The following is a 14,269-nucleotide window of genomic DNA, read 5'->3' as shown; positions in this document are numbered from 1 at the left end:
AGTTGAATCCTTTAGCTGCTCTTTCCTAAGACGGAGACCTGTCCGACTGCTTCGCCGGTCACATTGGTCCGCGACTGGCCCAGGATACCCATCACAAAGGGGCATCGGAGGAGCGAACTGGGCAGCACTCCCTGCTCACGATTTTCGACATCCCGGCGGTGCCCCAAATAGTATGCATATAGAGCCATCACACCACCGACCCCGGCGGCGACGGCTGCTAGCATGCCAGAGGACGGCCAAGCCTGCTTCGCAACATAGAGCAACAGACCGACCAGCACGAGATAGTACGTCGAGGCAAACGCGAGCCCCGGCCACCACAGAAACTTCGACAACTCCATCCAGGATGTCGCCAGCACCTTAGCCTTCCACCCACTGCCGTCCCCCTGCCCGGCAAAAAACGCCAACAGCGAGACGCTCCCTGCAACCAGAGTGACGACCGCAGCCTGAACGAGAACCGACACTTGCGCATTGGCCAAGGATGGAACCAGCGTCGACGACGCCAGCGCCGCGATGGCCCCCCCCCCGACCCAAGCCCAAAGCACAGGCGGCGCCGACTGCAGCATCCCCCGTAACGCTCTGCCATCGGGAAAGGTCACAAACGGCCGCCCCGCCGCCTCCACCCAACGCACGTGCCCGATCTCAAAGGCATCTCGCGCAACGGCGGTGCATGAGATAATGATGGCCATCATCGCCGGACCATCAGGATGTTTGCCATAGTCGTATCCGACCAGCCACAACAAGGCGAGCACCAACAGCGACAACTGCACTCCATATACGAACCCGATCCAGCCAAGCAGCCAGGTCACCCGCATCCCCCCATCCTCCGTCAACACTCGTGTGAACGGGAGTCGTCGACCGATTAGGTAGGAACCGCCAGCCGTGAGCAGGGAAACCAAGCCACTTAAAATGAGCAGCGTCAGCGGGTCGGCCAGATCAAAACCATGCTTAGCGCCTCGATAGATCCCGAAAGCCACTAACCCTGGCACGAACATAACGATCCGCTTCTTCTTGCGAATGGCGTCCTCGGTCACAGCCAGGGAAAGGCTTGGCAAGACTCGAAGGGCTAGTCGATGCAGCATGGGAAATCCAGTGATACGTGATGCGAGGTGATCTGGTTACAGCGTTCAAAGGTGTCAGCCGTCCCAGCCCCGTCTTCAGCCATCGTTTTTTCGCGCGGCCATTCCGAAATAACGAGCCTTCACTTCTTCCATCATGGCCACGGTCACTCGACTCGAACCTCGATCGACCGCAGTCCGCTCCAATTCAATTCGGGCCATTGCCCGCACCGGAGCCGGGACATTCGCAAGCCGCTGTTCGGCTTCGGGATCCCATACCACCACGTCTCCGGTCTTCGCTTGCTCGATCAACTCATAGGTCACGACGCGATGCTGATGCTGCCGGGCATACTGTTCCACCATTTCCCGCATCAAGGGCGCGACGTAGGGCGGCAACCGGTCGAGCCGGTGCCTTGCCTCGTCGCTCCACAGGAGCCGATCCACCCAAGGAGCGGCTTGCCCGGCCGGAACATCGATCCCGACGACCCAGCCACAGGGGCGACACTCGGATCGGACGAACCAAGTGAACGCATCACCGGTGACGCGTTCTTCAACCCCCTCAGTGTGCATCCAATTGCCGCAACCACAAGTCAACATCACGTCATTTAACCTAGAAACTGGTGCCCTATTTGTGCAACGCCCTGGCTTCCGTGCTGCGCGTCGTTGCCTGACTGTCCGAACCGTCGCTAACCAATCTTTCCGGGGTACAGGATGTAGAGCATGGCATAGGTAAAGGTTCCCGTCGCAAACAGAATGCAATAAATGATCATCGTGAACCGACCGAGTGCGCGATGGCGCTTGGCGCCGTTCGGCCAAATACGCTGGATGGACATTTCCACTGCCAGGACGATTGCCACCAAGATCAAGAATCCCAGATATACCTCGAGTTTCCGCATCGAAAAGCCGGCAGACATGACACGTGTACCGAACAGCAACAGCACAACAGCGGTCAAGGCGGCGAAGATCCCGCCGACCTTTTTCCAGGATGTCTGCAGCACCTGCTCGCTCAGCAGCCGCACTCCACCGGAAAAAGCTTGCGATCGAAATCCCAGGACGATCATATAGACCGCCATGACCAGTCCGATGATGACCAGAATGATGTGCAATGTCAGCACTGGGATGAAGACATAGTCATACAAGGACTGGGACCCGCCGAATCCTTCTTTTCCCTCCACCGCCAGGACGCCCAGTTGGCGGAACAGATAGTAGGTCGTAAAGAACCCGACCATCGCGATCATGCCACCCAGCATCAGCCAATGGTGAGCGTGTCCACGCTTCTGTTTGGCCTGGATCCATCCGACAATGAACAGGCCCGTGAAGAGCGTGGCCATCAATTGGCTCAAGTCGGCGCCTAGCGTCGCATGGGTGCCAAAGAAGCCGGGTTGTCGCATCAATTCGAACATGTATCACCCTTCAGACGGTCGCCAGCCTTGTACCACTGCCGTCCGCTCAAGTTCCTCGATCGAGCCATACCCCCCATCCCGCATCCACTGCATGGCGTCTGAGGTACGGTAGCAAGCGCCCTGTTCGGTGTTCACAAGAATGTGCACGGCAAACGCCGTGGTCCACGCAGGGCTCGTACCGGTTGGGTCCAGGAAACGATCCTTGATGATCAGTCGCCCCCCCGGATTGAGGTGCCGAAAGATCTTCGTTACGATGGCCGCGTTCGTATCGAAATCCTGATAGTGCAGGATGTCGGACATCAGTGCGACGTCGTAAGGACCGCCCAATCCATCGCGATTGAAATCACCGGCCATGAGGCTGATCCGCCCTTCGAGCCCGGCCTCTTTGACGGTATGTTCCGTGACCGGCAACGTTGTGGGCAAATCAAATACCGTGGCCGAGAGTTGCGGATACACCCGGCAAAATGCGATCGCATTCGTCCCGGCCCCGCCTCCGAGATCGAGCATGGACTTGGCCGAACCCAAAGCGAGCCGTTTGGCGAGATCTGGACCGCTCTGTTGTCCGATCCGATGCAGCACGGACAGCACATTGGCCCCTAGCTGGGGATCCGTTTCAAACACGTGCTGGGTGACCGGAGAACGTCCGCTGCGAATCGCTTCCTCAAGATGGCCCCAATTTTGCCATTCTGCATCGTGGAGAATGAGTAGATGCCCGACATACTGCGGAGCTTGCTTGACCAAATGAGTACTGGCGGCAGGGGTATTGGTATAAAGACCGCCTTCTTTATTAAGAAGACGCATCGCCACGAGCGCATTCAACAGCAACTCAAGCGTACGGGTATTCGCCTCAATCTTCGCCGCAAGCTCCCCGACGGTTTTTCCACGCCCATCCAGAGCAGAAAAAACGTCTAACTTCACGGCGGTTAAGAGAATCTTCGTCTCCCAGTAATAACCAAGCTGGAAGATTTCAGCCAGAGATAGGTCTCGAGACACCACGCACCTTTTCAGTGATCCAGAAGTGGAAATTTTGGCATCTTACCCAGTTCAGAAAGAGAAACGCAAGGTAAGTGGGAACAGGTAGAACCACCTAAAAATGCAATGCTTTTCGCCCCTGCGTGGCTGGGAACCGGAGTGGGAAGTCGACCGATACGAGAGGTGAACCAAAGGCCTAAACCAGCAGGTTGAGGCGCAGGCCACTGGCTTGGAGAAAACAAAAAGGGCAGTGGCCTCAAAGACCACTGCCCCCTTGAGCCGCAGGGAACAGTCCCCGCAACCGTAAACCGCTTACTTCAATTCAGCCTTCAAGGCCGCCGAGCCACCTTCGGTCACGTCCACATCGAACTCAAACCGCTTGCCCTTCTGGACAAACGGATGCCAGACGACAACCTTGTGCTTGCCAGCCGGCACGTCCTTGATTTCGAACGAACCGTCATCCTTCACCACCGCGTAGTTGGCATTGGTGACCGGCAAGAAGAAGGACTGCATGAACTCATGCTGGTCGCACTGCAACCGATAATACCCTTCCTTCTCAGCGCCGCCACGGAACGTCACCGGCTTCTCGAGCTTATCACCCTTCTTCGCCAGACCGATGTTGAAACCGGTGGCGGAGGTGGAGCCCTTCACGGTGAAACTGTGCGGGTTGTGGAGCACGCCTTCCTTGGACTTAGGATCGTCCGGATCCGCATCCCGGTTCTCAGCGCGGAAATTCTTGTTGTTGACGACCACACCGGCAAACGGAAGGAATTCGCAGAATTCGGCCACGACATCCGTGCCCTTGTAGCTATCCTGGAATGCCTTGTCATCAATGTCGACCACGGCTACCACGGCGTTCTTCAGACCGCCATCCTTGCCGACTTCGATGGTCTTCAGGAAGCGCTTGTCACCATCTGCCAAGCTCTTGTTGGGATTCTTCGGGCAGAACTTCGGGTTGGGGAACTTTGCGAAGGAGAATTCTTTCTGCTCCGCCTTCCCGGCGTAGGTGACTTTGCCGGCGATCGTCCCACCCGCGAACGACGCGAGGGGCGCAGCCAACACGGCTGCGGCCGCCATCCCAAACAATGCTGTCATGGCACCCTTCTTCATGTCACTGCCTCCTTGTGATGAACATTAACCTACCGAACCAATAAGTCACCAACCCGATGTAGGAGGGGGTCGGTGACTATTACCCCCTCAGACAATTCTCTTATCACATGGCGTGGCTAGCGCTACGACCCACGTCCGGCCTCGGATCGAGAGTGTATACAGGAATCTTATTCAGAGTGTCAACTTCAAATCAAGTGTTCAATTCGCTCATTATTTCGAGTGATTAGACGATTGTAGCTTGTGTGACAGTACCCGACCGATTGCCCCACCGGCAGTGGCGCGCACCGCGTCATCCTCATCGTGCAAGGCGGTTTTGAGCAAGGGGATGAGATTGATCCCTCCTATTTGGCCCAAAGAACGCGCGGCAGCGATCCGGGGCCTCGGGATAGGATCCTTCAACACATCAGCCAAGAACTCCACTGCCGGCTGCACGCTCGCGCCCTGGGCCCGGCCGACCGCCTTGGCCGCCGCCGACCTCGTGCCTGGGTCCTTCTCCTGCGCCAGCTCATAGATTTGCGGCATCATGGTCTCGATGGGTTCCCCAAGACGCAAGAGGGCCGATACGGCCGCCGCTTTAACGACGGCATTGCCATCTGATAACGATTTGCGCAACGATGGGATGGCCTCCCTGGCCCCTAATTCTCCCAAACTGATGGTGGCCGAGGTTCTCACAGCCGGAATCTTGTCATCCAGGACCCCTTGTAACGCCGGGATGGCCTCCACTTTGCCAAGATCCCCCAACCCCGAGGCAGCCGCGCCGCGGACAGATGGCTGTGTATTGATCAACGCCTCGGTGAGGATGGAAAGACCCCGAGGGTCTTGCAACTCTCCGATCATCCGCAAGGCCGTCGCCCTCTCCTCAGGGTTTTGCGCAGACGCGGCCTTCTGGATGACGTCCCACATCTCTGCGCGCCCCGACCGATACAAGGCTCCTGCGGCAGCCAGACGCACCGACGCCTGCTCGTCCTTGTAGGATTCTTCCAGAAGTGGGATGGCGGATTTGTCCCCGCTCTTTCCCAACACCTTGATAATGAGCGTCTTGACGATGCTCGCCTGGTCCTCGAGCGCCTTTCGCAATCTCGGCGAGCGACGACCGGCATCGAGTTTACCGAGGGCCTCGGCGGCCAAGGCTCGGACCAAGCCGGATCCGTCACTAAGCCCGTCCTCCAACAGCGAAATGGTGTCCGGCGAATCGAAATCTTTCAACGCGGTGTAGGCAGCGCCCCGCATTTGCTCCCGCATATCCTTGACTAGTACCATGATGAACCCGAGCGAAACCTCCCGCAGCAGTGCCTGGTCATCCTGCTTGAGAGCCTGAGTAAGCACATCATATTCCGTCAGCGCCTCTTTCGGTTTCCCCAAACGCAATAGAGCGCGGATCTTCAGTCGTCGGACATCGAGATCAGCTTTTCCATCCTTCAAGAGGCGGTCCGCCAAGTCCACCGCCTCTTGGTACTGCTTCTTATCAAAGGCCGTCTGGGCCTCATGCGGCGCGGCCGCCCCCGCTACCGAGACCAAACACAACAGCAACCAGAATGCCGCAGTTATCACGCACACGGGTTGTGATGATCCCGTGGTGCCACCGCCCGAATCCATCGTTAGCCCCATTGACACAGTCGGCTCCTTCTCTATCCACGCTCTTTCATGGTTGATTCGGGGACCCACCGCTTATAGCCCGATGGCTCATCAAAATAGTAGTCCGGCTGGGACGAAAACCTGATGCGTGAATATTCGATCGACCAATCGCGGTCCTGGCTCACCAACTTCAGCACCACTCCAGTCTCGACATCCACCCATTCATAATACCGCTCATTGCGGCCGTTGTAGTCGGTGCGCACTTCATACAGATTAGCTGAGCGCCCCACCGTCGTCGCATCGCCCAACAAGGTTCGCGTCTTTTCACCGGGCAGGGGCGCTTGGATGGGAAGAATCTCCTCGGGCTTGATAGGGACCGACAAGATCTGTCGTCTCTGCGCCAGCAGGAACCACGACTCGCGCTTATCGAGACGGATAATTTCGATACTCGAAAGTCCTAGTTCCGTCTTGAGCGCGTATTTGTACTCCAGCCGCAGGCGATCCCCTTTAGCGAAGACTTGCGCCTCCGACTTACGGCCCTCCACCTGCTTCACCAATGTAGCCGAGAATTCCGCCTGTTGTGGGATTGGCGGAGAAGCTGGCCCAGGCTGCCCGAACGCCGGCAGGGTTAGCCCCATGAAAAATCCAATAGCCCACAGCCCAGCCCAAGAGCAGCCAGCAGCCTCCCTCCCGTGGACACTATTGCTGTTGCTCGACCAGCGGCTGAATATCAACGGGATGCCCCAGAGCTTCAAGGCCAAACCGCGGGTTATCCATCACCTTATAGGCGGTGCGGGACCCCTTGGGTGCCGGCAACGCCACATGCTCGGTCGTCGTCCCATCCGGCTGGATAGTGACCATGCGGGTAACGCCGGGGCCGGACTGTGGATGCCACACCACCAGCTGGTAGGTACCAGACGGAATATTGTCCAACCGATACTTCCCCTGTTCATCCGTCACGGCATAGTAAGGATTGTTGACGGCCATGGCCCAGCTTTCCATATACGCATGGAATCCGCACTGCATGTAAAACGTGCGCCGCCCTTTATTCAGATAGATCGGCCCCACCAGCGACTTGCCCGGAGCATGGTTGTGCATGGCATGCATGTTGCCGCGCTGATGTTGGTGGTTCAAGATCAGGGGGGTGTTGAAGAGCACGCGGTTTCCCGCCTCGACGGACGTTTCGTACCCTTGGATGTCGTGCATGACGGGGTCCATATTCACGACCTCAACCGCATGTCCGTTACGAACGATCGTGACCCACGGCTGAAACAGGCAGTCACGGGCTTCAATCAGCGGTACGGACATATCGAAAGGCTTACCTGTCTCGACCCCTTCCAACAATACGACGGCATTTCTCAACCCGCCGTTCTGACCCACCTGGAAATCTTTCAGTAACCGCCAGCCTTTTCCATTGGAAATTCTGCCGCAATAGACAGGATCGGGAAACGTGATCAGATTGAAGCCCTTGGCCTCGGGAATCGGCCCGTCCAGTGAAATGGTTCCTTCTAATGTGCCGCCATGCTGAACCTCGATCGCCTCATAGGCCCTGGCTGGAGAGGCTGACCAGACACCCATCAGGCCCACCGCCATCATGCCTAATCCACCGGCCAGCATCCGCAAGAGCCCTGGTGTACTCATCGCGCGCTCCTCCATCACTGCTGAACTTTCACGATCCCCGCCTTTTCTGACGGTCGGCCCACTCATAACCGGCTCATCTTACACAACCACTGCGCCATAACAAAAGGGGGGAGCCTCCATAGGCTCCCCCCAGCTGCTTCCTGCGCAAAACAGGAGCGGCTTCTACCTACTTGCTGGAGACTGGAATCGCCTGAGGAGCAGGCTGTTCCACCCCGGCATTTTTCGCACCGGCGCCGGCACCCGCCAGAGGCAACAGTCGTGTGTCGCCTGTCGGCAGCACCCGCAGGTAGCCCCACTGTCCGGACTGCGAGTACGGCAACCGTTGATTGCTGTACACATAATCGCCCGGCAAGCGGTACATGCCACCGGCAGACGGAATCATCGCATCGAGCACTTCAGAACCGGAGTACTCGACGACGCTGATCAAGTCTGCGCCGCGCATGAAAGGCTCGATCGGCCATTCATGCTTCTCGACGCTGAACATGCCGTTTTGCTCATTGCTCACCCCGAGAATATGGATGCGCACGGGATCACCCGCATGCGCCTCGATCAACGGGGTTGCGGGATCTTCGGGCTTATCCGCCTTGCAAGGCTGGAACACCTTACCCAGCGAGCAGCCCTGTTCCTCGCGGAACTTGTACGGTTCGGACCGGTAGTTGACGCCGGTCAATCCCGCCACGTTCTGCACATAGGGCATGAAGCTCGTGCCGATGATGTTGTCTTCGTCCTGGAAGAACAACGCCACATCGCGGTAATTCTGGCGATGCTCGTATCCCGGCACCGTCCGATCGATGATGACATCGGCCGCCCACGCATTCTTGTTCGACAGGTCGGCGCCGGTCTTCGGGTCGCGATACTTCGCGCCCTTCGGACCGACCACCACGGCACCGAACAAGCCGTTACGCGGATTCAGCATCACATTGCCCCAGTCCCAGACCAATGAGGTGGTCTCACCGAGGAACGGATCGGCGTAGTAGGTATAGACACGCTCGGCGCCCGGAGCCACGGTCTGATCACCGGGGTTGTTCCCCACGTTCGCGCCCATGGAATCCTTCGGATCGAAGGCCAGGCCGATCGCGGAGAAGGACGCCTTGCCGTCCTTCATTTTGTTCTTCAGATGCACTTTCACGCAGTCCCCGCTGTTGATACGGAGCGTCAGCGGCATCGGCTGTGCGCCGCCGGCCACCTTCGCCACGTCCTCCTCGAGGGCATAGATCTTCGCCTCAGGATTGGTCAACAGGATCTTCCGTTCAAAGTCCACCTCGATGCTCTCGGGAGCCTTCGGGTTGAACTTCATGCCCGGATAGTCCAGGGCCACGACGTTGAACTGCTTCACCGGCGCATCAGCCGGGCATACCGGTCGTGCTTCCGGAATCTCGTTGCGATGCGAGAACCCGGCGGGAAGCTTCTTCAGATCACTGACTTCCTTATCCAACACACGGATGATGCCCCAGCCTCCCTCGGAGAACTTGGACGACCGTCCGTTGAAATGGATGTAGTCGCCGGCCTGCAACCGCGGTCCACCGGCCTGCGGCACCACGAGATCGTAGCGCTCGGCAATACCGATGTGGATCGAATTCTTCCGGTTCGCATCGCCGGCATACCGCTCGCTGAGGAACGAATGGCCGGAGATCGTCCAGACCATCGACTCGTTCATCAGCGTGTGCAACAGCCGGAATACCATGGTGTCACCCGTGTACGCGCGAAGGATCGGCGTATAGGGATCGCCGTGAATCTGGCTGTTGAAGATTTGCGAGGCATCCGGATTCGTGGCCAACCGCTGCGCGATGGGTCCGGCCCGGAAATTCAGCCCGCTGCCCGTGGTATGCGTCCCGCCGTTCAGGAACGGCATCGGCGTCATATAGATCTTCTCGGGCATCATGAACGATACGGTTTTCCCCGCCTCAAGCGCCACTTCGATCGGCTGCCCCGGCGGATTGCCCGCGGTCACGATGTTGACCGTGTGGGGCACCGTATCGTGCACCTGCACCATCAGCTCGCGGAAGCTGCCGTTGACGCCATGACCGACCGGCTCCACCGTACGGATGTCGGCCACCGGTCCGCTACGGATCGGCTTGCCGGTCTTCGGGTCGTGGTAGGTGGAGCCGACCGGCTCCGCGATGAACGTCCCAAATCCGCCGTGCGGCCAGGTCGTCGCGCCGAACGCGTGGTCGTGCCAGAACACCGTTCCCACGTCGGCATCGACCCAGAACCGTTGCCGCACGAATTCCACCGTCACGATGTCGTTAGCCGGGTGATCGTGCTTCAAGCCCCTGGCCAAGGTGATCGTGTTGCCGTTGATCGCCTTGATCCGCGAGACCTCGTTGCCCTTGACGTTATCGGCACCGACCAAGATCAGGGTGCCGACATGGTACTGCTTGGCATTCTTCACGGTGATGGACGTGGCGCCCTTCTTGGTCGCCGCCGTCAAGGTCGTGTTCATCGGGGCCGGAAGGCCCTTCTGATTCTTCTTTTCGAGCATCGTGAACGGACGAACCGACTGCTCATACGAGAAGCCGGTGATCACGCCGTCAGACGCCTGATTATCGAACTGCAGGAAGTGCCAGTGCGTGTTGATCTTCGATGCCTGGAAATTCGTATAGTCATCGTCGTCCCACTCGCTGGTCAACGTCCAATCGACGCAGTCATAGATGTTGCCGCGAACGACCAACGGATACTTCAGGTCGTCGTTCTTGCGGACTTCCGCCTCTTCCTCATGCAGCACGTAGATCAAACCGTTCGGGTCCACGACCGCAGGCTCCTTGCCCGTCTTCTTGGCGATCGTGATCGGCAGCTTGATGAAGTGCACGTTGTAGTGCTTACGGCCGGCATTCTCCGGACACAGGCTCCACACGCCGTTCTCACCCGGCAGTGCTTGATCCTCACTTTCCTCTCCGTTCGCGTCCCGGCGGATCATTTCCAACCACGGCGCGCCGACGTGATTCGGCGAGAACATCACCCGACGGCCGAAGTGCGGCGTCAGATACGGCCAGGCCACCTTGCCGGTGGTCGTTTCAAACATGATCGGATGCCGCTTGCCCGGGTGTGTCGACTTGTACTTCGGGTTGTCGATCGTGCTTTCCTTCTCGCTCATCGCCCGAGCGCCTTCCCACGTCCAGTCGTACACGGTGGCGTCGTAGGAAATCGTCTGGCCCTTTTCATCGTCCTTATGACCGGGCTTGCCCGGAGGAGGCAACTGCATCGCCACCCAATCCTTGATGGTAATCGTGGCGGGGTTGCCCTTCCAGTTGCTCTTGCCCTTCTCGATGATCTGGAACTGCTTACCGAACCAATCGACTGTCGTCCCGATTAGCTTGTCGGATGACACCGGCGCCCGAATGCGGCCCTTGCGGTCCGGCAATTCGCGCAGATCCGGCATGGTGTCGTTGCGCAATTCCCCTTGCTGAATCGTGTTGTAAACGCGCCAATAGCCCCACATTCCGGCCACATAGTGGTGCGCCACGTGGCAGTGGAACAGGAAGTCTCCGGCCAACTGCTGGCACAGACCGGAACCGCATTCGGTCTCCAGATCGAGCGCTTCCGACGGACCGATGACCTCAACGTCCACGCGGTCGGTCTTGTGCCGGATCACCGGATACTTCACCGGACCGTTGGTCGCCGTCGCCCAGAGGTTCATGTCATCGATGGCGCGCGGGCTGCGCGGCCAGCGAATCGTGCCGCCGTGCGGATGATGGCTGTGGAACACCTCCGAGCCGCCGTGCACAAGGCGAAACTTCGCCGGGTCACCGAGGTAAGAGCGGGGGATCGTCGGCGACGGATCGCCGAAGGTGTAGGAGCTATACCCCATCGACTCGTCCTCAAACCCAAAGTACTCGTGCTGCACGTGCATGTTATTGATGCCGAACGGCTCGCTGCGATAGTTGATCGCGCGACCGCCCGGGCGATACGCGTCGGTCAACGGGTCGCGCTGCGGAAGGAAGTCACCCTTCTTGTTCAGCGGACGAAATGCTTCGTCACCGACCTCATGATAGTAGAGGACGAATTCACGGAAGTCCGGGCCGCTGCCGTTCCGGATCATGACCTGCCATCCGCTGTTGGCTGGCGTGGCCTCGCCGGTACCCAGGGCCTCGAGATATTCTGAACCGTGGGGTTCGACGACAAACGAGCCAAACAGCCCCATCACCGTCAGTTCACGATCGTTGCTGAAGGTGTGGAATTGACGGACGCCTTCCTGCGTGCTCGGGTGGATGTACCACTCGAACTCGCCGACCTTGTCCTTGGGAACGATCGAGTCGGAGTTCGTCGTGGTCGCCGCTGCACCCGTGGCGCTGACGACCATAGAGGAGCCGTGGATGTGCAGGCTGACGTCCTCACCGCCCTCGAGCTTGTTAGCCAGCTTGATCTTGACGCAATCGCCCTGGTTGCCGCGGATGGTCAACGGCTGAATCCACTGGGCCTGCACGCCGGGGATCACCGCGCCCGGATCGAACCCTTCTTTCTCGCGGGACTCCTTGTTCTTGGCTTCTTCAGCCCGGACCTTATCGAGATTCTCGTCCAGGACGTACATGTAGCCGGGATAGAAGTCGAGCCACTGATTGAGGGTGATCTCGACGTTGATCGCCGACACATTGTACTGCTTGACCGGCGCCGTCGCAGGGCACTTGCCGCCGTTGGTCATCGCAACCGGTTCGACGCGGGGATCAGACATCAACAGCAGGTCCTGCCCGCCGGCACCGTACTGGTGCATCATGGTCTGGGTATTGAACATACCGGTGTTGACGTGCTGCACCTGAGGATCATGGTTTAAATGCTCCATGATGCGCTGGTGCTGCTGTTCGACCATCGACGAACGTTCCGGTCTTCCGGCGATCGAGTCCTCGATAATCGTTTGCCCCTTGAGCTGTTCAGCCCAGGCAGGCAGCTGATGCGCCATCGCGGCTTGCTGCGCGGTGGCGTGGTCGGCATGCGGCAGGCTTTCACCTGCTGCTGCAGCCATGGGGAGCCAGAGGATGGCTCCCCCGGTGATCACGCGAAGCGCGCGTGACCCCATACGGGTAGAGAAATAGTGATGCATGGACCGGCCTCCTTGCGATGATTGACTCGAACGAAATGAACCCAGGGCCCACAGGGCCCAATAGAAGTGCTTCAGCCTTGGAGCAGGCGGACAAGCGGCGACGCGCCGCATCCACGCAGATCCATGGGATGCACCTCGCCCCTCGAGCGCAGGCATCGGCGGCCGGGCCCCTAAGGAGCCGGCCGCACCAACCCGCGTTCATGGAAGCTTCCGTCGTAATTGTCAGAGGCGAAGACACACCTCGAAACAATCACGCCGAACACACTATGTGTCGCGGAGAAGTAGAACGAAGAAATTCATGGACCGGCCTCCTTGAATTTGATGGATATGAGGAACAGTGGAATCAGATTGAAATAGTACACCTCAGGACACACAGAATCCTAAGAATAATCGTGCGGCACATTACTGAACCTGAATCTCTCTGTCAACCCCCGGGAAACGCCATCACAAGGTTTTCCCCGCATACCAGAACGATTCCGGGGCTAGGGATGAGCCGTTCGACTGCGTCCGATGGGCGAGATGACGACTAGGACGACCAATACTGTGAAGCCCATGGTTGCAGCCGTCAGCATGCGCAGCCGCTTGTCGGCATCCGTGCGGATCTGCGCGGCAATGGCGGAGACAGTCTCGATCAACCGATCCAATGCCAACGTGACGGCGATAAATTTACCGCCTGCATCCTTTGCGGCATTGTCCTCGGCCCGCTCTCGAATCTGCCCCGCGGAGCCACCCGCAGGAGTTGCCCACAGTTGGCGCAGCAAACCGATCGTGTATTCCGACGCAGTCAGGTAGGCAGCCAAGTTATCCTGCACCTCATCCAACTCAGCCAGTTCTTCGGTGCGGTGGAACTTGTCGATCGCCGCGCTCTTTACGATCTGAGAAAATCGTTCGATGGTTGATTCGATGCGACCACGCTGAAATGGCAGGGACTCCGCAATCCGCATAAATTCCGGCTTGGTGGTCGCTTCCATCGCCCGGAGAATCGTCGTGCGGTACCGGCTGAGCTCCGTGTTGACGTGACCGAGATCGACCACCGCAAGCGTGTACTCGGTATAGATCACGCGCAGGTCCTGGTCAACCCGGGACAAGACCTGCGCCTGCGCCGCTCCGCCCAGGACGACAACGAGACTGATGACGAGTTCACGCCACGGCACCCGCCGCATACTTAACCTTGCTGAGAGAACGGCTGCTCCTTGCACAAAGGGCAGGGCCCCTTACGGAACCCTGCCCCTGTGAAGCATTCGCCTCGCTGCCCTCATCCATAGACGGTGGGAGAGCCGGAGGCCCTCCCACCTTTCCGTGAATGAACTTACAGCCAGGTCACGCGTTCGGCCGGCCGAATGTAGATCGGCTCTTCGACCTGAATCCGCGCCACTTCCTTGCCCGACTTGTTGAAGCCCAGGACGGTATCGTTATACATCTCGAACCGCTTCCCGTGGATCTGGGTTTCGAACACTTTCGGGCCCGGAATGACGTCA

Annotated in this window: 10 protein-coding genes; all 10 read right to left on the bottom strand. The window is 58.8% G+C overall.

Annotated elements, in window-relative coordinates; translation table 11 throughout:
* Positions 1 to 11: 11 nt before the first annotated feature.
* Positions 12 to 1,079, bottom strand: coding sequence for a hypothetical protein (locus KF814_18210; GenBank protein MBX3238085.1), 1,068 nt, complete (start codon positions 1,077 to 1,079; stop codon positions 12 to 14).
* Between the two features lie 75 nt (positions 1,080 to 1,154).
* Positions 1,155 to 1,655: a PCP reductase family protein gene (locus KF814_18205; GenBank protein ID MBX3238084.1), complete on the bottom strand. Its 501-nt coding sequence runs from the start codon at positions 1,653 to 1,655 to the stop codon at positions 1,155 to 1,157.
* A gap of 86 nt (positions 1,656 to 1,741) precedes the next feature.
* Entirely contained in the window at positions 1,742 to 2,458 is a 717-nt protein-coding gene (locus KF814_18200; GenBank protein MBX3238083.1) for a DUF420 domain-containing protein, read from the bottom strand.
* A gap of 3 nt (positions 2,459 to 2,461) precedes the next feature.
* Positions 2,462 to 3,454, bottom strand: a complete 993-nt coding sequence (locus tag KF814_18195; GenBank protein ID MBX3238082.1) for a methyltransferase domain-containing protein — start codon at positions 3,452 to 3,454, stop codon at positions 2,462 to 2,464.
* Positions 3,455 to 3,742: 288 nt separating this feature from the next.
* Positions 3,743 to 4,525, bottom strand: coding sequence for a hypothetical protein (locus KF814_18190; GenBank protein ID MBX3238081.1), 783 nt, complete (start codon positions 4,523 to 4,525; stop codon positions 3,743 to 3,745).
* A gap of 225 nt (positions 4,526 to 4,750) precedes the next feature.
* A complete protein-coding gene (locus KF814_18185) occupies positions 4,751 to 6,097 on the bottom strand; it encodes a HEAT repeat domain-containing protein (protein MBX3238080.1) in 1,347 nt (448 codons plus the stop codon).
* 71 nt (positions 6,098 to 6,168) lie between these two features.
* Positions 6,169 to 6,753 (bottom strand): hypothetical protein, encoded by a 585-nt coding sequence (locus KF814_18180; protein MBX3238079.1) that lies wholly within the window; start codon positions 6,751 to 6,753, stop codon positions 6,169 to 6,171.
* Positions 6,754 to 6,814: 61 nt separating this feature from the next.
* Complete coding sequence (locus tag KF814_18175; GenBank protein ID MBX3238078.1) at positions 6,815 to 7,711, bottom strand: carboxypeptidase regulatory-like domain-containing protein; 897 nt, start codon at positions 7,709 to 7,711, stop codon at positions 6,815 to 6,817.
* A gap of 211 nt (positions 7,712 to 7,922) precedes the next feature.
* A complete protein-coding gene (locus KF814_18170; protein ID MBX3238077.1) occupies positions 7,923 to 12,791 on the bottom strand; it encodes a multicopper oxidase domain-containing protein in 4,869 nt (1,622 codons plus the stop codon).
* A gap of 482 nt (positions 12,792 to 13,273) precedes the next feature.
* On the bottom strand, positions 13,274 to 13,954 hold the full coding sequence (locus KF814_18165) for an MCP four helix bundle domain-containing protein (protein MBX3238076.1): 681 nt from the start codon (positions 13,952 to 13,954) through the stop codon (positions 13,274 to 13,276).
* Positions 13,955 to 14,269: the final 315 nt, after the last annotated feature.

The organism is Nitrospiraceae bacterium (genome assembly GCA_019637075.1).
Classification (GTDB): domain Bacteria; phylum Nitrospirota; class Nitrospiria; order Nitrospirales; family Nitrospiraceae; genus JAHBWI01.
Note: the sequence above shows the minus strand (reverse complement) of the source record. Positions and strands in the feature narration are given on the sequence as shown.

Coding starts and splice junctions, on each gene's coding strand:
- KF814_18190 (MBX3238081.1), bottom strand. CDS start 4,525: ATGACAGCATTGTTTGGGATGGCGGCCGCAGCCGTGTTGGCTGCGCCC.
- KF814_18170 (MBX3238077.1), bottom strand. CDS start 12,791: ATGCATCACTATTTCTCTACCCGTATGGGGTCACGCGCGCTTCGCGTG.
- KF814_18165 (MBX3238076.1), bottom strand. CDS start 13,954: ATGCGGCGGGTGCCGTGGCGTGAACTCGTCATCAGTCTCGTTGTCGTC.
- KF814_18175 (MBX3238078.1), bottom strand. CDS start 7,711: ATGATGGCGGTGGGCCTGATGGGTGTCTGGTCAGCCTCTCCAGCCAGG.
- KF814_18180 (MBX3238079.1), bottom strand. CDS start 6,753: ATGGGGCTAACCCTGCCGGCGTTCGGGCAGCCTGGGCCAGCTTCTCCG.
- KF814_18210 (MBX3238085.1), bottom strand. CDS start 1,079: ATGCTGCATCGACTAGCCCTTCGAGTCTTGCCAAGCCTTTCCCTGGCT.
- KF814_18200 (MBX3238083.1), bottom strand. CDS start 2,458: ATGTTCGAATTGATGCGACAACCCGGCTTCTTTGGCACCCATGCGACG.